The 17,493-nt window shown below is 63.9% G+C and carries 15 protein-coding genes and 1 CRISPR repeat array; of the genes, 11 read left to right on the top strand and 4 right to left on the bottom strand.

Annotated features, from left to right (window positions below):
• The first annotated feature begins 52 nt into the window (after positions 1 to 52).
• The 7 genes from casA to cas2e are packed head-to-tail and all read left to right on the top strand — an operon-like array spanning position 53 to position 5,941.
• Positions 53 to 1,636 carry a type I-E CRISPR-associated protein Cse1/CasA gene (gene casA / locus WNM05_RS17605; RefSeq protein ID WP_434629258.1) on the top strand — a complete coding sequence of 528 codons (1,584 nt, stop codon included), beginning with the start codon at positions 53 to 55 and terminating at the stop codon, positions 1,634 to 1,636.
• On the top strand, positions 1,617 to 2,204 hold the full coding sequence (gene casB, locus WNM05_RS17600) for a type I-E CRISPR-associated protein Cse2/CasB (RefSeq protein WP_434629257.1): 588 nt from the start codon (positions 1,617 to 1,619) through the stop codon (positions 2,202 to 2,204). The genes casA and casB overlap by 20 nt, the downstream gene beginning before the upstream one ends.
• A gap of 20 nt (positions 2,205 to 2,224) precedes the next feature.
• Positions 2,225 to 3,277 carry a type I-E CRISPR-associated protein Cas7/Cse4/CasC gene (gene cas7e / locus WNM05_RS17595; protein WP_434629255.1) on the top strand — a complete coding sequence of 351 codons (1,053 nt, stop codon included), beginning with the start codon at positions 2,225 to 2,227 and terminating at the stop codon, positions 3,275 to 3,277.
• A 4-nt stretch (positions 3,278 to 3,281) separates the two neighbouring features.
• Positions 3,282 to 4,043, top strand: a complete 762-nt coding sequence (cas5e, locus tag WNM05_RS17590) for a type I-E CRISPR-associated protein Cas5/CasD (protein WP_434629253.1) — start codon at positions 3,282 to 3,284, stop codon at positions 4,041 to 4,043.
• Entirely contained in the window at positions 4,040 to 4,744 is a 705-nt protein-coding gene (gene cas6e / locus WNM05_RS17585) for a type I-E CRISPR-associated protein Cas6/Cse3/CasE (protein WP_434629251.1), read from the top strand. Before cas5e ends, cas6e begins: the two co-directional genes overlap by 4 nt.
• Positions 4,741 to 5,658 carry a type I-E CRISPR-associated endonuclease Cas1e gene (cas1e, locus tag WNM05_RS17580; protein ID WP_434629249.1) on the top strand — a complete coding sequence of 306 codons (918 nt, stop codon included), beginning with the start codon at positions 4,741 to 4,743 and terminating at the stop codon, positions 5,656 to 5,658. Before cas6e ends, cas1e begins: the two co-directional genes overlap by 4 nt.
• Positions 5,639 to 5,941, top strand: coding sequence for a type I-E CRISPR-associated endoribonuclease Cas2e (cas2e, locus tag WNM05_RS17575; protein WP_434629247.1), 303 nt, complete (start codon positions 5,639 to 5,641; stop codon positions 5,939 to 5,941). Before cas1e ends, cas2e begins: the two co-directional genes overlap by 20 nt.
• 101 nt (positions 5,942 to 6,042) lie before the next feature.
• Positions 6,043 to 7,352: direct repeats of the CRISPR family, unit length 29 nt; unit sequence CTGTTCCCCGCGTGCGTGGGGATGAACCG.
• A gap of 108 nt (positions 7,353 to 7,460) precedes the next feature.
• Here the strand turns inward: cas2e and WNM05_RS17570 are convergent.
• From WNM05_RS17570 to WNM05_RS17555, 4 genes are all read right to left on the bottom strand, one after another.
• Positions 7,461 to 8,135 carry an HAD family hydrolase gene (locus WNM05_RS17570; RefSeq protein WP_434629245.1) on the bottom strand — a complete coding sequence of 225 codons (675 nt, stop codon included), beginning with the start codon at positions 8,133 to 8,135 and terminating at the stop codon, positions 7,461 to 7,463.
• A gap of 119 nt (positions 8,136 to 8,254) precedes the next feature.
• Positions 8,255 to 9,655, bottom strand: coding sequence for an L-serine ammonia-lyase (locus WNM05_RS17565; RefSeq protein WP_434629244.1), 1,401 nt, complete (start codon positions 9,653 to 9,655; stop codon positions 8,255 to 8,257).
• 67 nt (positions 9,656 to 9,722) lie between these two features.
• Positions 9,723 to 11,021, bottom strand: a complete 1,299-nt coding sequence (locus WNM05_RS17560) for an HAAAP family serine/threonine permease (protein WP_434629242.1) — start codon at positions 11,019 to 11,021, stop codon at positions 9,723 to 9,725.
• A 340-nt stretch (positions 11,022 to 11,361) separates the two neighbouring features.
• Complete coding sequence (locus WNM05_RS17555; RefSeq protein WP_434629240.1) at positions 11,362 to 11,562, bottom strand: hypothetical protein; 201 nt, start codon at positions 11,560 to 11,562, stop codon at positions 11,362 to 11,364.
• 700 nt (positions 11,563 to 12,262) lie between these two features.
• Between WNM05_RS17555 and WNM05_RS17550 the strand changes: the two genes are divergently transcribed.
• The 4 genes from WNM05_RS17550 (at position 12,263) to WNM05_RS17535 (ending at position 17,360) form a co-directional block, all read left to right on the top strand.
• The gene (locus WNM05_RS17550; RefSeq protein WP_434629238.1) at positions 12,263 to 13,045 is read left to right on the top strand and encodes a formate/nitrite transporter family protein; all 783 of its coding nucleotides are present in this window, start codon (positions 12,263 to 12,265) and stop codon (positions 13,043 to 13,045) included.
• 280 nt (positions 13,046 to 13,325) lie between these two features.
• The gene (pflB, locus tag WNM05_RS17545; protein ID WP_434629237.1) at positions 13,326 to 15,653 is read left to right on the top strand and encodes a formate C-acetyltransferase; all 2,328 of its coding nucleotides are present in this window, start codon (positions 13,326 to 13,328) and stop codon (positions 15,651 to 15,653) included.
• Between the two features lie 83 nt (positions 15,654 to 15,736).
• Positions 15,737 to 16,516, top strand: coding sequence for a pyruvate formate-lyase-activating protein (gene pflA / locus WNM05_RS17540; RefSeq protein ID WP_434629235.1), 780 nt, complete (start codon positions 15,737 to 15,739; stop codon positions 16,514 to 16,516).
• Between the two features lie 100 nt (positions 16,517 to 16,616).
• On the top strand, positions 16,617 to 17,360 hold the full coding sequence (locus WNM05_RS17535; protein ID WP_434629233.1) for a copper homeostasis protein CutC: 744 nt from the start codon (positions 16,617 to 16,619) through the stop codon (positions 17,358 to 17,360).
• Positions 17,361 to 17,493: the final 133 nt, after the last annotated feature.

Genomic DNA, 17,493 nt, shown 5'->3' with positions numbered 1-17,493 from the left:
CGGATGGCAAACCAAAGCTTAATGACTGTTCAAATGAATGTCGGGAGGAGGAATGAATCTACTCAACCCCGCCAACCGCTGGCTCCGCCTCAAACGGCGCGACGGCAGCGTGTCGCCGGGCAGCGTCTACGACGCGATGGACCCTGAGGTGGTGGATGTGCTGGCGCCGCGCGCGGATTTTCGCGGCGCGCTGTATCAGCTGCTGATAGGCCTGCTGCAAACGGCGGCGGCGCCGGGCAATCTGAATGACTGGCTGGGCTATTGGAATACGCCGCCTAGCGCGGCGGAGCTGGAGGCCTGGCTCGCGCCGTTGCGGCCGGCTTTCGAGCTGACCGGCGACATCGCCTTCATGCAGGACCGCGACGCCAAGCTGGAAGGCAACGCCAAAAGCACTGCCGAGCTACTGATCGATACCGGCTCGGATTCCAATCTGTTCTTCAACAAGCTGGCCGACTGGCAGGGCCTGTGCTCTGGCTGCGCGGCGCAAGCCTTGTTCACTTTGCAGATCAACGCGCCCAGCGGCGGCGTGGGACATCGTACTTCGCTGCGCGGCGGCGGGCCGTTGACCACGCTGGTGTTGCCGGAGGATGCCGACGCCTCGCTGTGGCGCAAGCTGTGGCTGAACGTGCTGCCGCTGGATGGCGAGAATGCCGCCTGGCGCGAAGAGCAGCCGCTGTCCACCAAGCTGCCTTGGCTGGCCGCCACCCGCGTCAGCGACAAGAGCGGTGTCGAAACCTTGCCTGAGGATGTGCATCCTGCCCAGGCGTACTGGAGCATGCCGCGCCGCATTCGGCTGGATGTGGACGATGTGGCCGCCGGGGTGTGCGAGGTCTGCGGCGAGGCGCATGAGGTGCTGTTCCGCCAGTACCGCACCCGCAATTACGGCATCAATTACACCGGCCCCTGGCTGCATCCGCTTACACCCTATCTGACCGACCCCAAGGACATTTCCAAGCCGCCCATCTCCACCAAGGGCGGCCGCGCGGCTGGAGGCTACCGCCATTGGCTGAGCCTGACCTTGGGCGAAAACGACAACGAGCAGCCCGCGCGCACGGTGTGGGACTTCAACCGCCGGCGCGGCAAGGCGGACAAGCTCCAACAGGATGGCGAGGCGCGGCTGTGGTGCTTTGGTTACCAGATGGACAATATGAAGGCCGAAGCCTGGCGCGATGTCACGCTGCCCTGGTTTGGTTTGATCAGCGAGGACGAGCCGCACTTCGTCGAGGCCGTGCGCCAGTTGCTGGAAGTCGCCAGGCAAAGTGCGCTGATGCTGGGGGATGGCGTCAAGAAGGCCCGCAATATGGAGAAGAAGGAACCGGCCATCGAACAGAGCTTCTGGCAGCGCAGCGAGAGCCTGTTCTATCTGGCGGTGGATGGTCTGGCCAAAGCGCCGTTGCTGGATGTAGCCGTGCAGGCGGAGGTTTTCGCCGCCTGGCTGCCGTCGCTGCGCCGGTTGGCGCTGGAATTGTTCGATTATTGGGTGCTGTGTGCGCCGATTGAAGAGATGGATATGGCCAAGGTGGTGAAGGCGCGCGCCGATTTGCAGCGCGGTCTGTGGCGCGCCAAACCCCACAAGAATATGGGCGAACGGATCGCTCAATATAAGGGAGCAAGCGATGAAGCGGTTTCTCAGTAAGGCCGAACGCCAAGCGCTGGCCAAGACCGTTGCGCAGTGGCGGCTGGCGCTGGATCCCAGCGACGAGGAGCGGCACGGACCATTCGCCATGCTGAAGCGGGCCGACCGCGCCCAGCTACGGCGCTGCGCCGCGCCGGAAGATGTATTGCTGCAATCCGCCTTCCACCGCCTATTGCAGGAGCTGCGGCGGCAGGATTTGGACCTGAGGGCGGACGAGCTGGCGCTGGCCGCCGGCGTGGCGGCGCATGCCACGCACGCGCCGGGCAAGGAGTTTGCCCGCAGCCTGGGCCGCAAGAACGATGCCGGCCGCGAGGCGATGAGCGAGTTGCGTTTCCGCCAGTTGCAAACCTGCCGCGACGAGGACAGTTTTTACCGTCAGGCCCGCCGCGCGGTGGACCTGCTGGGCGGTGAGGTGGACGTGGGCAAGCTGGCGGTGGACCTGCTGCAGTGGGTATGGGAATTCCGCGAGCCGGACCCGGCGCTGCCGCCGCGCGAACGCCTGAAACTGCGCTGGGCCGCAGACTATTACCATGAATCCTTGCGCGACGCTGATCAAGAACCCGCCTGATTGTCATTGGAGAACAAAACATGAGCCGTTTCATCCAGTTGCATACCCTGATTTCCTATCCGCCGGCCAACCTGAACCGCGATGACCTGGGCCGCCCCAAGACCGCGATGATGGGTGGCGTCGAGCGCCTGCGGGTGTCGTCGCAAAGCCTGAAGCGCGCTTGGCGCACCTCCGAACTGTTTGAGCAAAAGCTGTTCAGCCAAGTGGGACAGAGCGAGGGCGCGCTAGGTACCCGCACCAAGCTGCTGGGCGTGGAGGTGTATGAAAAGCTGAAAGGCGCCGGTTTCTCGGAGAAGCTGGCCGGCGACAGCGCCAATGAAATCGCCAAGGTATACGGCGCGCTGAAGAAGGACAAACCTTACGAGATCGAGCAGCTGGTGCATGTTTCGGCGGAAGAGAAGGCTTCGCTGGACAAGCTGGTGGCCAAGCTGATCGCCGAAAAGCGGGCGCCGGAAAAGGAGGAGCTGGACGCGCTGCTGCACAAGCAGCAGGCGGCGGACATCGCCATGTTCGGCCGCATGCTGGCCAGCAAGACCGAGCATAACGTAGAGGCGGCGGTGCAGGTGGCGCACGCGCTCGCCATCCACGCCACGGCGCTGGAGGACGACTACTTTACGGCAGTCGATGATTTGAACCGCAAGGATCCCGGCGCGGCGCACATCGGCGAAAGCGCCTTCGCCGCCGCGGTGTTCTACCAATACATCTGCATCGACCGCGAACTGTTGCTGCAAAACCTGGGCGGGGACGCTGAGCTGGCGAAGCGCGCCATCGCCGCGTTGACCGAGGCCGCGTTGACGGTGGCGCCCAACGGCAAGCAAAACAGCTACGCCAGCCGCGCTTACGCCCATTACGCGTTGGCCGAGCGCGGCGACCGCCAGCCGCGCAGTCTGTCTTTGGCCTTCCTCAAGCCGGTGAGCGGCGGAGACTACATGGCTGGCGGCATCGCGGCGTTGACGTCGGTTCGGGACAATATGGACAAGGTGTACGGCGCCTGCGCCGACAGCCGCTGCGAGCTGGACGTGATCAAGGGCGAGGGCAGCCTGCAGGCGCTGCTGGCTTTCGTCGCGGAGTAAGGCCATGCGCGAGTATCTGGTTTTCCGGCTGTACGGGCCTATGGCCAGCTGGGGTGAACTGGCGGTGGGCGAGCAGCGCGTCAGCGCCGACCATCCCTCCCGCTCCGCCTTGCTGGGCCTGCTGGGCGCGGCGTTGGGACTACGGCGGGATGACGATGCTGGCCAGCAGGCGCTGAGCCGCGGCTATCGTTTCGGCGTCAAGCTGATCGCCGCCGGCATGCCGCTGCGCGACTACCATACCGTGCAGTGGCCGGACATCCCCAAGAAGTTTGCCTACCGCACCCGCCGCCAGGAAGTGCGCGACAAGGAAAAGCTGAACACCATCCTCACCAGCCGCGAATACCGCAGCGACAGCCTGAGCGTGGTGGCGGTGGAGGCCGCGCCGGACGCGCCACATGGCCTGGCTGTGCTGGAGCAGGCGCTGTGCTTACCGGTGTTCATGCCTTACCTTGGCCGCAAGTCCTGCCCGCTGGCTTTGCCGCTGGACCCGCGCGTAGGAGGTTTCGACACTCTGAAGCATGCGCTGGATAGTCGAGACGAGGAGCCGTTTGTGCCTGGTGTCGATCTTGATGACGATGAATTGCTGTCGACCGATATCGATCTGGATAAGGACAGGCAGGCGCGCTACTTCTGGGACGAGGCGATGGCCGAGGTCGGCATGGACGCTACCTTACGACTGACGCGGCACGACCAGCCGCTGTCGCGCCGGCGCTGGCAGTTTGAGCCGCGGCGGGAGTTGGCCTATCTGGCGGGAGGCAGGCAATGAACCATTATCTGTCCCGCATCACGGTTCCGGCATCGGCGGCTGCCTGCGAATCGGACGTGATGATCGCCGGCAATGCTTACCGCGATCACCGGCTGATGTGGAAGCTGTTTCCGGATGCGCCGGACGCCAAGCGCGATTTCCTGTTCCGCGCGGAGCAGGGCGCCAACGGGTATCTGCTGTACTACCTGCTGTCGCAACGGCCGCCACTGGCCTGGCATCCGGCGGTGAGGGTGGAAAGCAAACCCTACCAGCCCAAGTTGGAAATCGGTGAGTGGGTGCATTTCAGCCTGCGTGCCAATCCGGTGGTGGCCCGGGCCAAGGAGAAGGGGCAGCGTAGCCAGCGCCACGACGTATTGATGGCGGCGAAGACCGAAGCGAAAGCCCAAGGTTTGTCGGAGGGACAAATCCAGAAAGCCATGACCCGCGCCGCGCTGGACTGGCTTAACCGCCGCGCGGTGGCTTGGGGGCTGGAAATCGATGTCGACGAAGTGCAGGCGGACGCCTACGTCCAGCATGTGCTGCACAGCAAGGGACGCCGGATGCGTTTTTCCTCCATCGACTACCAGGGCATGGCCAGGGTGGCTGATGGTGACAGGCTGGCGCGGGCCTTGTTGGGCCAGCCAGCTGCCGCTCCGCATTCCAGCCTGGGGCATGCGCTGGGCTTCGGCTGCGGCCTGCTGCTGGTAAAACGCCTGCCATGAGCCAACTGCTGCCGCCTTTGAAGCCGCTCCCCGTCAAGGAGCGGCTTTCCGTTTTGTTTGTCGAGCGCTGCCAGTTGGATGTGCTGGACGGCGCTTTCGTCGCGGTGGACGTCACTGGCGTGCGCACCCATATCCCGGTGGGCGGCGTAGCCTGTTTGATGCTGGAGCCGGGCGTGCGGGTATCGCACGCCGCCTGCAAGCTGGCGGCCCAGGTGGGCACTTTGCTGGTGTGGGTGGGCGAGGCCGGAGTACGGCTGTACTCGGCCGGCCAGCCCGGCGGCGCGCGCGCCGACCGGCTGTTGTACCAGGCTCGGCTGGCGCTGGACGAGGACGCGCGGCTGAAGGTGGTGCGCGAGATGTACCGCCGCCGTTTTGGCGACGAGCCGCCGCAAAAGCGCAGTGTGGAACAGCTGCGCGGCATCGAGGGTGCGAGGGTGCGGGCCATGTACCAGCAACTGGCGCAGCAGTACGGCGTCAAATGGCAGGCGCGCAATTACGACCGCGAAGACTGGGACCAGGCCGACATTCCCAACCGTTGCCTGTCCGCTGCCACCGCCTGCCTGTACGGCGTGACCGAGGCGGCGGTGCTGGCGGCCGGCTACGCGCCGGCCATCGGCTTCATCCACAGCGGCAAGCCGCTGTCCTTCGTCTACGACGTGGCCGACGTCTACAAATTCGAAACCGTGGTGCCGGTGGCCTTTGCCGTCGCCGCCAAGCCGGTGCACAACGTCGAGCGCGAGGTGCGCCAGCGTTGCCGCGACATGTTCCGCAAGACACGGCTGCTGGAGCGCATCATCCCGGACATCGAAACCATGCTGGACGCAGGTGGCCTGGACAAGCCGGAGACGCAGGGCGTGGTGGACGCGGCGTTTCCGGAAGACGAGGGGCTGGGCGATGCTGGTCATCGTACTTGAAAACGCTCCGTCCCGGCTGCGCGGCCGGATGGCGATCTGGCTGCTGGAAATCCGCGCCGGCGTTTACGTGGGCAACTACAACCGCAAGATCCGCGATTACCTGTGGCAACAGGTGGAGGAGGGGCTGGAAGACGGCAACGCGGCGATGGCCTGGCAGGCGGCTACCGAGGCCGGTTTCGACTTCGTCACCCTGGGCGCCAACCGTCGGATGCCGGCCGAGTTTGACGGCGCGAAATTGGTGTCTTTTCTGCCGCCTCCGGTACCGGAAGATGCCGGTGAATAGCATATGGATCGCACTGTTTTAGGGGATGATTTGGCTCTTTAAAAATCGGTAGATTTCTAGGGGGTGTTTTTGTTTTGCAAAATCAATTGCTTGCAATTGGTCTGTTCCCCGCGTGCGTGGGGATGAACCGAACGCACTCAACATGATGCTGAATGCGACGCCCTGTTCCCCGCGTGCGTGGGGATGAACCGCGCTTGGATGCAGCACGAGATATTGGCGTCAGCTGTTCCCCGCGTGCGTGGGGATGAACCGAATCGACCGCAAGCGACAGCCTGCCAGGCAATCTGTTCCCCGCGTGCGTGGGGATGAACCGCCGGCTTGAGAATATGGCGGTGGTGGGGAATACTGTTCCCCGCGTGCGTGGGGATGAACCGCCCGCACGCTGGCGGGCTCCTGACTCACTCACCTGTTCCCCGCGTGCGTGGGGATGAACCGCCCGGCAGCCGCATCAACGGCGCGTCGCTGTTCTGTTCCCCGCGTGCGTGGGGATGAGCCGTGAAATTCCAACTGGCTGAACCCCAACTTGCCCTGTTCCCCGCGTGCGTGGGGATGAACCGCTTAAAGGCGGCGAAGAACAACCGGCTCCACACTGTTCCCCGCGTGCGTGGGGATGAACCGCGGGATGCTAGGATCGATAGCCATTTCAGGCCCTGTTCCCCGCGTGCGTGGGGATGAACCGCGAATGGCTCGTTGATGCTGATGATAGGACGGCTGTTCCCCGCGTGCGTGGGGATGAACCGCAAGAAACCGGGGCTGATGTGGTTCTGGAAGCCTGTTCCCCGCGTGCGTGGGGATGAACCGTGAGCGTGTGCGGGCGTCGGCATGGTTACACCCTGTTCCCCACGTGCGTGGGGATGAACCGAATAGAAATCGCCTGCCCAAATCCAGCCATGCCTGTTCCCCACGTGCGTGGGGATGAACCGCGTGAACTGGCCGGAAATCTGTTCCAGCCCGCCTGTTCCCCACGTGCGTGGGGATGAACCGGCCCGGGACCATCTGCGAACTTCCAAGATCGGCTGTTCCCCACGTGCGTGGGGATGAACCGGTGGATGCGGCGCTGATTGCCGCCCTCGTCGCCTGTTCCCCACGTGCGTGGGGATGAACCGTTACAACTCGATTCCCATTGTCGAAATAGATTCTGTTCCCCACGTGCGTGGGGATGAACCGACCGACGGCGACTCAACGCGAAGCCGACCCGCCTGTTCCCCACGTGCGTGGGGATGAACCGGGGCCGGGCAACTTCCGCAACCTGTTCATGTACTGTTCCCCACGTGCGTGGGGATGAACCGGGATGTACGCCCTGCGCGGCACCAATGCGCAGCTGTTCCCCACGTGCGTGGGGATGAACCGCCCGCGACATCGCCGCCCGAATGAATGGTTACCTGTTCCCCACGTGCGTGGGGATGAGCCGCATTGGGACGGCATCACAGGATTCCTGGGAGGCTGTTCCCCACGCGCGTGGGGTCGAAGACCAGGGGGGCAAAACGTATTGCCACGCGTGTCTTCGGTTCGATCGGACTCAGGCCGGCATGCCGGCGCGCAGTTCCAGCCAGCGCCACAGCTCGGGCGCGGCGAAGTCCGCGATGATGGCGTCGGCGCCGGCGGCCTGCAGGGATTCGGCCGGCAGCGCCGAGCGCAGGGCGAAGGTGGGCAGTCCGGCAGCACGGGCGGCGCGGATGCCGGACGGCGAGTCCTCGAAGGCGCAGGCGCGGTCGGCGTGGGCGCCGATTCGGGCCAGGCCGGTCAGATAGGGCAGCGGATCGGGTTTGGCCGCCGCCAGCTCCTCGCCTATGACCAGAGCGGCCACTTGCGGCGCGAGGCCCAGTCGTTCCAGCATCAGTTCGGCGTTGGCGCGCGGCGCGTTGGTGACGACGGCGATGGGGAAACCGTGCCGTTCCGCCCAGGCGAACAGCTCGCGGGCGCCGGGCTGCGGCTCCAGCGTGGTGACGGACGCGCGGAACAGGGCCTCCTTGCGTTCGGCCATCGCGCGGTGCGCCGCCTCGTCCCGTTCCGGGAACAGCGCGCGCATGATGCCGGCGTTGGAGCCGCCGACGATGTCGCGGTGGTACTGCTCAGGCGTCAGCGTCTTGCCGTTTTCCTCCAGCAGCGTGGAAAAGGCCTGGTAGTGCAGCGGGTCGCTATTGGCCAGCGTGCCGTCCAGATCGAACAGCAAGGCGAATTCTGCGGGCTTCATGATGGCGGGTCCTGGGCGTGTCTCGGCGGGAGCAGGCCATGTTAGGTGGTGTGCGGCCGGGCGGCAAGCCGGGAGAAAAAACGCCACCGCGAGGGTGGCGTCGTGCGCGGGGGGCGGACTCAGGCCGCGTCGTGGATCCAGCGTATCGCCTGATCCTGCATCGGCTTGCCTTCCACCCTGATCTGAAGGGCCAGGCCGCCGCAGGAGGTTTCGCGGTATTTGGCGTCCATGTCCTTGCCGGTTTCGTACATCGCGGCGATGACCTTGTCCAGCGACACCTTGGGGCTGCTGGCGCGGTGCAGCGCCATCCGCGCGGCGTTGATCGCCTTGACGGCCGCCAGCGCGTTGCGTTCGATGCATGGAATCTGCACCTGGCCGCCGACCGGGTCGCAGGTCAGGCCCAGATTGTGTTCCATCGCGATCTCGGCGGCCATGCACACCTGGGACGGGCTGCCGCCCATCAGTTCGGTCAGGCCGGCGGCGGCCATCGAGCAGGCGACGCCGACCTCGCCCTGGCAGCCGACCTCGGCGCCGGAGATCGACGCGTTCAGCTTGAACAGGCAGCCGATGGCGCCGGAGGACAGGAAGAAGCGAAGACAGCTGTCGTCGTCCAGCGGCTGGATGAAGCGATCGTAGTAGGCCAGCACGGCCGGCACGATGCCGCAGGCGCCGTTGGTCGGCGCGGTCACTACGCGGCCGCCGGCGGCGTTTTCCTCGGACATCGCCATCGCGTACATATTGACCCAGTCCATCACGCTCATCGGGTCTTTGGCCACCGTCAGCGAGCTGGTCAGCATCCGGTGCAGCGCCGGCGCGCGGCGCGGGATGCGCATCGGGCCGGGCAGATTGCCCTCGGTGCGCATGCCGCGTTCGATGCTGCTCCGCATCACTTCCCACACGCGGCGGAAATGGGTCTGGATGTCCTGGACGTCGTGAAAGGCCTTCTCGTTTTCCAGCACCAGCGCGGCGATGGACAGGCCGGTTTCCTCGCACATGTCCATCAGCTGCTGCGCGGTGACGAAGTGGTAGGGCACCGGGGTGTCGCTGCAGCTCGATTGATTGAAGTGCTCCTCGTCGACGATGAAGCCGCCGCCTATCGAGTAATAGGTCTTGGTCAGGACTTTCTCGTCGCTGGCGAAGGCGTGGATCTGCATGCCGTTTTCGTGCAGCGGCAGATTGGCGGTGTGGAAGTCCATGCCGAAGGCCACGCGCTGGTGGGTGCGGCCCAGCGTCAGCTGGCCGCTTTGCTCGACGTCGGCGATCAGGCCGGCGCTGGTGTCCGGATCGACGGTATCCGGCAGGTTGCCGGCCAGGCCGAGGATGATGGCCTGGTCGGTGCAGTGGCCCTTGCCGGTCAACGCCAGCGAGCCGTAGCAGTCCACGTGGACGCGGTCGATCTGGTTGAATCTGCCGGTTTCCTTCAGGGCGCCGAGGAACTGGTGGCCGGCCTTCATCGGGCCGACGGTGTGGGAGCTGGACGGACCCACGCCGATTTTGTAGATGTCGGACATGCTGAACATGATGCTGCCTCTTTGATGCTGGTGCCGAAAGCAGACAGGCCGCGTTGGGCGGCCTGTCCGGTCACGATCAGACGATCAGATCGTAGAAGATGGCGGAGATGGCGATCAGGCCGATCAGCGTCACGAAGATATTGCTCGGTTGGCCGGCGTATTTCTTCATTGCCGGGATCTTCTTGATCGCGTACATCGGCATCAGGAACAGCAGCATCGCGATCACCGGACCACCCAGCGTTTCGATCATGCCGAGGATGGACGGGTTGAAGGTGGCCACGGCCCAGCAGGTCACGATCATGAACACGGCGGTATAGCGGTCAAGCTTGGCGGACGCGATGGTCTTGCCGTTCTGGCGCAGCTGCTTGATCACCAGGCCGTTGAAGCCTTCCTTGGCGCCCAGGTAGTGGCCCAGGAAGGATTTGCTGATGGCAACCATCGCGATGACGGGCGCCACCCATTCGATCACCGGGTTCTGGAAGTGGTTGGCCAGGTAGGACAGGATGGAGATGTTCTGGGCCTTGGCGGCGGCCAGATCGGCCGGGCTCAGGCTGAGCACGCAGCTGAACACGAAGAACATCACGGTCAGCACCATCATCATGTGGGCGCGGATCAAGACGCGGCTGGAGGCCGGCTCGGCGTCGTCGCCGTGCAGCTTGCGCTGGTCTACGGAGAAGGACGAGATGATGGGCGAGTGGTTGAACGAGAACACCATCACCGGGATGGCCAGCCACAGCGTCTTGTAGAAGGCGCCGCTGGACAGCGCGTCGCCGAGGCTGCCGGCGTGGTCGATGGCGGCGGTGCTCCATTGCGGGATCAGATACAGCGCCAGCAGCATCAGCACGATCACGAACGGATAGACCAGGATGCTCATCGCCTTGACGATGACCTGGCCGCCGAGCCGGACGATGGACATCAGGCCCAGGATCAGCGCCAGAGCGAACACGGCGCGCACGGCCAGGCTGGAGCCGACCTCTATGTGCAGCTGATGGTTCAGGAAGGACAGCACGGTGTTGGTGATGGCCACGCTGTACATCAGGAGGATCGGGTAGATGGCGAAGAAGTACAGCAGCGTGATCAGCTTGCCGGCGGAAGCGCCGAAGTGTTCTTCGACCACCTCGGTGATGTCGGCGCCTTCCTTGCTGCCGGACAGCACGAAGCGGGTCAGGCCGCGGTGGGCGAAGAAGGTCAGCGGCAGGGCCAGGACGGCCATCAGCATCAGAGGCCACAGGCCGCCGATGCCGGCGTTGATGGGCAGGAACAGGACGCCGGCGCCGATGGCGGTGCCGTACAGACCCAGCATCCAGACGGTGTCGTGCTTGGACCAGCCGGACGAGCCGGACCGGGGGGCGGTGGAGGCGATAGCTTGAGACATGGTGAAGTGCCTTTTCAAAACGGATGTTCGCAATTACCGGGTTCGTCATCCCGTTGCCGGGCCTGGTCGGCGCGCGGCGGGGGCTGGCGAGATAAGCGGCTAGCCGACCTTTATGCCTGTTGACAGGCTGAGGTTTGCGGCTTTGTTGCTGCCCATCGTAAGCGCTTTTGTTTTTTACAAGGAACACATTTAAGAACATCAGTTGATTCTAATCAAGATAAATTTGTCACCAAATGAACAAACGAACATGGCTTGACCTTTTTTATCATTCATTCCTAATAGTGCAAAAGCATGTTTTGGGTTTTAAATTCCTTGAAATAAAATATGGTGAAATTTAATTTCACTGATTTTGATTTCCAATCATGAAAATGGTTTTGAGGTGAGGTGCGAGCTTGGTGAAGTGGCTTATTGGCATGAATGTTGGTTTTGAGCGATTGCTCGAAATGAAAGTTGCGCGTTTCGAACGTGTCCGGATGCTTTGCTGCGAGGCTGTCGCATCGGTGGTGACGATGGCGATCGTAACGGGGTGGGCGGGATGCATTGATTTTTTCCTGTCTGTAACTGCTTGAAAATGCATTGAAAATCAGAAGAGGGATTCCGGCGGACTTTTGCCCGAAGGACAGGGCCGTCCGCGGCAGGTCGCAGCCTATCGTGCGTTTTCGTTTGTGATTTTGTTTGTTCGAATGCTGTGGTCTCTGCGGTTTTTTGACGGTAAAAATGTTCGATTTTGAAAATAAACAAATTTAAACGAACATTTTATGTTTCGATTGTGATGCTTTGCGATGGCGGCCGGTGCCGACCGGAGGCGCGGTGCAGCCATGGCGGGAAGGCGCCTGCCTGCAGGCGGGGCTTCGGCCGCGGCCATCTGCCGCGTTGCCAGGCTAGGCCTTGGCATCGCCGGAGCCTAGGCCCTCCGCCCAGCATCTGGCTGGCCGGGCTGCGATGCTCGCAAAAAGATCGTGAACAGGTTCTCTGCATGGGGAGGCGTCTGCGGGGGGCTTGGCGAGAAGGCTGCCGGGGCCTGTCTGGCCGGATGCGGGGCCGGGGGACGGATGGCCGCGCCGCCCAAGCGGGATGGGGTCGCCGGCCGCGATCCGCGCTTTATCCCGATTGGGAAGACGGACACCGCTTGATTGTTATCAAACACAATTGTACGAAATCGAACATAAAATTTTCGTCAATTGATTAAGTCATGCGAACGGCGGCGCGCCGTCCGTCCACCCGCCACGAAAGACAATGATATGAGCCATTCCTCCCCACTCGCCTATGTATTGGACGAGGCCGCCGGCAAGCAGCGGGTGCTGCTGTCCGAGCCGGGCCGCTATCTGCTCAGCGCCGGCATGGCCGGCGCGCTGATCGCCGCCGTGCTGGTCGTCAGCCTGAAGCTGGGCCAGGTGTTTTTCGCCGCCGGCGCGCCCGGCTACTACATCGCCACCGCCGGTTTCTTCGGCGTGGCCCTGGTCAGCATCATCGTCTGCAAGGTGGAGCTGTTCACCAGCAATGTGATGTACTTCACCGTCGGCCGCCTGGGCGGGCGCTGCCGCAGCTGCAATCTGCTGCGCAGCTGGGCGGTGGTGTATATCGGCAACCTGATCGGCGTGCTGCTGTTCGTCGCCGTGCTGGCCGGCGCCGGCGGCATGGGCGCGCTGCCCGCCGACCATCTGCTGTTCAATGTGGTGGAACACAAGGTGCGCGCGTCTTCGATGGAGATCTTCTGGAAGGGCGTGCTGTGCAACTGGGTGATCTGCCTGGCGGTGTGGGTGCCGATGCGCTTGTCCAGCGAGGCGGCGCGGCTGATCGTCATCATGTTGCTGGTATTCGTGTTCTTCTTCTCCGGCTTCGAGCACAGCATCGCCAATATGGCCTTCTTCGCGCTGGCCAGGATGCAGGGCATGACCGCGCTGGACTGGGGCGACATCCTGCACAATATGGTGCCGGCCACCTTGGGCAACATCGTCGGCGGCGCGGTCGGCGTCGGCCTGGTGGTGTTCCGGCTGGAACGCCACACGCTGCGGGCTGTCTGATCGCATAGAGGAATGCCTGGCCGGATGCGGCCGGAAAACTGCATGTGTATGTTCGATTTCGAATGTAGTCGGCGCGGTACATGGCGTACCACGCCGATTTTGCTATAAACCATTGAGAAAATAAGGATATTGAACGCATCCGGCATGTTGCGGTGCCAGATGGAAAACACGGCGAAAGCGGCGCGCCACTTGACTAAGATCAAGCGGAATTTTCGAATCCGAATGTACGATGTGTTCAATATCTAACACTTACTGGATTCAGCCAAGAAGGAGGCACCCGATGGACGCCATCAGTCAAAACGCTACCCAAGCCAACCCGTGGCGCGATTTCGCCGCAGGCGACTGGCAGAGCAAGGTCGATGTCCGCAACTTCATCCAGCTGAACTACCAGCCGTACGAAGGCGACGACAGCTTCCTGGCCGGCGCGACCGAGCGCACCAAGAAGCTGTGGGATACCCTGGGCGAGCTGCTGAAGCAGGAACGCGCCAAGGGCGTGCTGGACGTGTCCGCCGACCGCGGCTCCTCGATCACCGCGCACGACGCCGGCTACATCGATCAGGCCAATGAGGTGATTGTCGGCCTGCAGACCGACGCGCCGCTGAAGCGCGCCATCATGCCGAACGGCGGCCTGCGCATGGTCGAGAACGGCCTGGAGGCCTTCGGCTTCAAGCTGGATCCGGTGATCAAGGAAGTCTGGGAAAAGTATCGCAAGAGTCACAACCAGGGCGTGTTCGACGTCTACACCCCGGAAATCATGGCCTGCCGCAAGTCCGGCGTGATCACCGGCCTGCCCGACGCCTACGGCCGCGGCCGCATCATCGGCGACTACCGCCGCGTCGCCCTGTACGGCACCGACTTCCTGCGCGCCGAGCGCCAGCAAGTGTTCCACGAGCTGGACAACGCCACCTTCACCGACGAGGTGATGCGCCAGCGCGAAGAGCTGTCCGAACAATTCCGCGCGCTGGACGAACTGAAGCAGATGGCCGCGAAGTACGGCTACGACATCAGCCGCCCGGCCGCCAACGCCCGCGAAGCGGTGCAGTGGGTGTATTTCGCCTACCTGGCAGCCGTCAAGGAACAGAACGGCGCCGCGATGTCCTTCGGCCGCGTGTCCACCTTCCTGGACATCTACATCGAACGCGACATCGCCGCCGGCGTGCTGACCGAAGAGCAAGCCCAGGAAATGATAGACGACCTGGTGATCAAGCTGCGCATCGTCCGTTTCCTGCGCACGCCGGAATACGATCAGCTGTTCTCCGGCGACCCGACCTGGGTGACCGAATCCATCGGCGGCATGGGCGAAGACGGCCGCACCCTGGTGACCAAGAACAGCTTCCGCTTCCTGAACACCCTGTACAATCTGGGCCCGGCGCCGGAGCCGAACCTGACCGTGCTGTGGTCCACCCGCTTCCCGCAGGGCTTCAAGAACTTCTGCGCCAAGGTGTCCATCGATACCAGCGCGATCCAGTACGAAAACGACGATCTGATGTTGCCGTACTGGGGCGACGACTACGGCATCGCCTGCTGCGTGTCGGCGATGAGGATAGGCAAGCAGATGCAGTTCTTCGGCGCCCGCGCCAATCTGGCCAAGGCCATGCTGTACGCGATCAACGGCGGCCGCGACGAGAAGTCCGGCGCGCTGGTGGCCCACGGTTTCGAGCCGATCACCGGCGACGTGCTGACCTACGACGAGCTGATGCCGAAGTTCGACAAGATGATGGACTGGCTGGCCGCCACCTACGTCAAGGCGCTGAACTGCATCCACTACATGCACGACAAGTACGCCTACGAGCGCATCGAAATGGCGCTGCACGACCGCGACATCGTCCGCACCATGGCCTGCGGCATCGCCGGCCTGTCGGTGGCCGCCGACTCGCTGTCCGCCGTCAAGTTCGCCAAGGTCCACATCATCCGCAATGAAGAGGGCCTGGCCGTCGACTACAAGATCGAAGGCGACTACCCGGCTTACGGCAACAACGACGACCGCGTCGACGACATCGCCGTGTGGCTGACCCAGTCCTTCATGGACAAGATCAAGGCCCAGCCGTACTTCTACCGCGATTCCAAGCCGACCCAGTCGGTGCTGACCATCACGTCCAACGTGGTGTACGGCAAGAAGACCGGCAACACGCCGGACGGCCGTCGCGCCGGCGAACCGTTCTCTCCGGGCGCCAACCCGATGAACGGCCGCGACGTGAAGGGCTTCGTCGCAGCCGGCGCCTCGGTGGCCAAGCTGCCGTACGACTCCGCGCTGGACGGCATCAGCTGGACGGCCTCCGCCACGCCGGACGCGCTGGGCCACACCGCCGAAGAGCGCATCCTGAACCTGGCCAACTGCCTGGACGGCTTCTGCTCCGCGCATCCGACCGAGTTCAGCAGCGCCAACTGCACGCCGTTCGATTGCGAAGGCGAGCGCCACATCGCTGGCGGCGGCTTCCACGTCAACGTCAACGTGTTCAAGCGCGAAACCCTGCTGGACGCGATGGAACACCCGGAGCTGTACCCGCAGCTGACCATCCGCGTGTCCGGCTACGCCGTGAACTTCATCAAGCTGACCCGCGAGCAGCAGATGGACGTGATCAACCGCACCTTCCACGGCAAGATGTAAGCTGAGTTAGCCTCAAGCAGCAATGGGCGGGGCATCCTCAAGGGACGCCCCGCTTTTTCACAAGATTCACCGGAGATACGGCAATGACCCCACCCATCGCCGCCGACCACACCGCCCAGGCTGTCAGCGCAGACGCCATAGGCTATCTGCATTCCACCGAGAGCGGCGCCGGCGTCGACGGCCCCGGCATGCGCTTCGTGTTCTTCGTCTCGGGTTGCCAGTTCCGCTGCCTGTATTGCCACAATCCGGATACCTGGAAGCTGCACAACGGCCGCCAGGTGACGGTGGAGCAGGCGCTGTCCGAAGTCGCGTCTTACGCCCGCTTTCTCAAGTTCGCCGGCGGCGTCACCATTTCCGGCGGCGAGCCGCTGATGCAGCACGAGTTCGTCGGCGAGCTGTTCCATGCGATCAAGCAACGCTTCGGCCTGCATACCGCGCTGGACACCCAGGGCTTCCTGCACGAGCGGGTGTCCGACGAGTGGTTCGACGACGTCGATCTGGTGATGCTGGACATCAAGCATTCCGATCCCGACAAGTACCTGGCGCTGACCGGCCAGCCCCTTCAGCCGACGCTGGACTTCGCCCAGCGCCTGAAGCGGCTCGGCAAGAAGATGTGGATACGCTATGTGCTGGTGCCCGGCCTCACCGACGGCGACGCCGACATCGAGCGGCTGGCCGACTTCGTCGCGGCGCTCGGCGACGTGGTGGAGCGGGTGGAAGTCCTGCCTTTCCATCAACTGGGCAAGGACAAGTGGGCGCAGCTGGGCATGGAGTACCAGTTGAACGACACGCCGATTCCCACCGCCGGGCAGGCGGCGCATGCGCGCGCGCTGTTCTCCGACCGCGGGCTGAAAGTCACCTGACTTCGTCGAGTCCTTCCCGATGACCGCCGCCGGCGGTCTTTTTTTTGCCGGCGCGGGCACCTTGGCGCTGGCGCGCGGTCTGTCCGGTAAGGAGAGGGTTATGGGCAAGCTGCTGGAAATATGCGCCGGCTCGCTGGGATCGTGCCTGGCGGCTCAAGACGGCGGCGCGCAGCGCGTCGAGCTGTGCGACAACCTGGAGGCGGGCGGCACCACGCCGTCCTGGGGCATGCTGGCCGTGGCGCGGGAGCGTCTGGAGATCGGGCTGCACGTCATCGTCAGGCCGCGCGGCGGCGATTTCCTGTATTCGGCGGCCGAATTCGAGGTGATGGCGCGCGATATCGATCTCTGCCGCCGCCTCGGCGTCGACGGCGTGGTGGTCGGGCTCTTGACCGCCGACGGCGATGTCGACGTCCCCAGGACCCGGCAGCTGGTCGAGCTGGCCGTGCCGATGACGGTGACCTTCCACCGGGCTTTCGACCTGGTCCGCGATCCTTGCCAGGCACTGGAGGACCTGATCGCGGCCGGCTGCCACCGGCTGCTCAGCTCCGGCCAGGCGGCGACTGCGCCTGAGGGCGCGGCCTTGCTGGCCCGTCTCAGGGAGCAGGCCGGCGCGCGGCTGACGGTGATGCCCGGCGCCGGCATCACCGCCGACAATATCGCCGGGCTGGCGCGGGCGACAGGCTGCCGCGAATTCCACGCGTCGGCGCGGGCCGAGGTGTCGAGCGGCATGCGCTTCCGCCGCACCGGGGTCAGCCTGGGCGCGCCGGGCGCCGACGAATACGCCCGCCGGGAAACCTCGGCTGATCTGGTGCGGCAATTGCGCGCGGCGCTGGAGCGGGCCTAGCGGATCGGACGCCGCCAAGAGCTGACGCTTCGTACAGTGAAACAACGCGATACCGGATGTTTGGCGGATTTCGCTTGAATGTCTGGCGTATTTCCCCAACAAATGGCATAAGCATGCTATGTCCTTCTTGTTG

The organism is Chromobacterium sp. CV08, from assembly GCF_051129845.1.
Classification (GTDB): domain Bacteria; phylum Pseudomonadota; class Gammaproteobacteria; order Burkholderiales; family Chromobacteriaceae; genus Chromobacterium.
Note: the sequence above shows the minus strand (reverse complement) of the source record. Positions and strands in the feature narration are given on the sequence as shown.

What these genes read in the sequence shown, in the direction of transcription:
- WNM05_RS17555 (WP_434629240.1), bottom strand. Translation starts at nt 11,562, where the DNA reads ATGCATCCCGCCCACCCCGTTACGATCGCCATCGTCACCACCGATGCG.
- WNM05_RS17550 (WP_434629238.1), top strand. Translation starts at nt 12,263, where the DNA reads ATGAGCCATTCCTCCCCACTCGCCTATGTATTGGACGAGGCCGCCGGC.
- cas6e (WP_434629251.1), top strand. Translation starts at nt 4,040, where the DNA reads ATGAACCATTATCTGTCCCGCATCACGGTTCCGGCATCGGCGGCTGCC.
- WNM05_RS17570 (WP_434629245.1), bottom strand. Translation starts at nt 8,135, where the DNA reads ATGAAGCCCGCAGAATTCGCCTTGCTGTTCGATCTGGACGGCACGCTG.
- cas7e (WP_434629255.1), top strand. Translation starts at nt 2,225, where the DNA reads ATGAGCCGTTTCATCCAGTTGCATACCCTGATTTCCTATCCGCCGGCC.
- cas1e (WP_434629249.1), top strand. Translation starts at nt 4,741, where the DNA reads ATGAGCCAACTGCTGCCGCCTTTGAAGCCGCTCCCCGTCAAGGAGCGG.
- casB (WP_434629257.1), top strand. Translation starts at nt 1,617, where the DNA reads ATGAAGCGGTTTCTCAGTAAGGCCGAACGCCAAGCGCTGGCCAAGACC.
- cas5e (WP_434629253.1), top strand. Translation starts at nt 3,282, where the DNA reads ATGCGCGAGTATCTGGTTTTCCGGCTGTACGGGCCTATGGCCAGCTGG.
- pflB (WP_434629237.1), top strand. Translation starts at nt 13,326, where the DNA reads ATGGACGCCATCAGTCAAAACGCTACCCAAGCCAACCCGTGGCGCGAT.
- casA (WP_434629258.1), top strand. Translation starts at nt 53, where the DNA reads ATGAATCTACTCAACCCCGCCAACCGCTGGCTCCGCCTCAAACGGCGC.
- pflA (WP_434629235.1), top strand. Translation starts at nt 15,737, where the DNA reads ATGACCCCACCCATCGCCGCCGACCACACCGCCCAGGCTGTCAGCGCA.
- cas2e (WP_434629247.1), top strand. Translation starts at nt 5,639, where the DNA reads ATGCTGGTCATCGTACTTGAAAACGCTCCGTCCCGGCTGCGCGGCCGG.
- WNM05_RS17535 (WP_434629233.1), top strand. Translation starts at nt 16,617, where the DNA reads ATGGGCAAGCTGCTGGAAATATGCGCCGGCTCGCTGGGATCGTGCCTG.
- WNM05_RS17560 (WP_434629242.1), bottom strand. Translation starts at nt 11,021, where the DNA reads ATGTCTCAAGCTATCGCCTCCACCGCCCCCCGGTCCGGCTCGTCCGGC.
- WNM05_RS17565 (WP_434629244.1), bottom strand. Translation starts at nt 9,655, where the DNA reads ATGTTCAGCATGTCCGACATCTACAAAATCGGCGTGGGTCCGTCCAGC.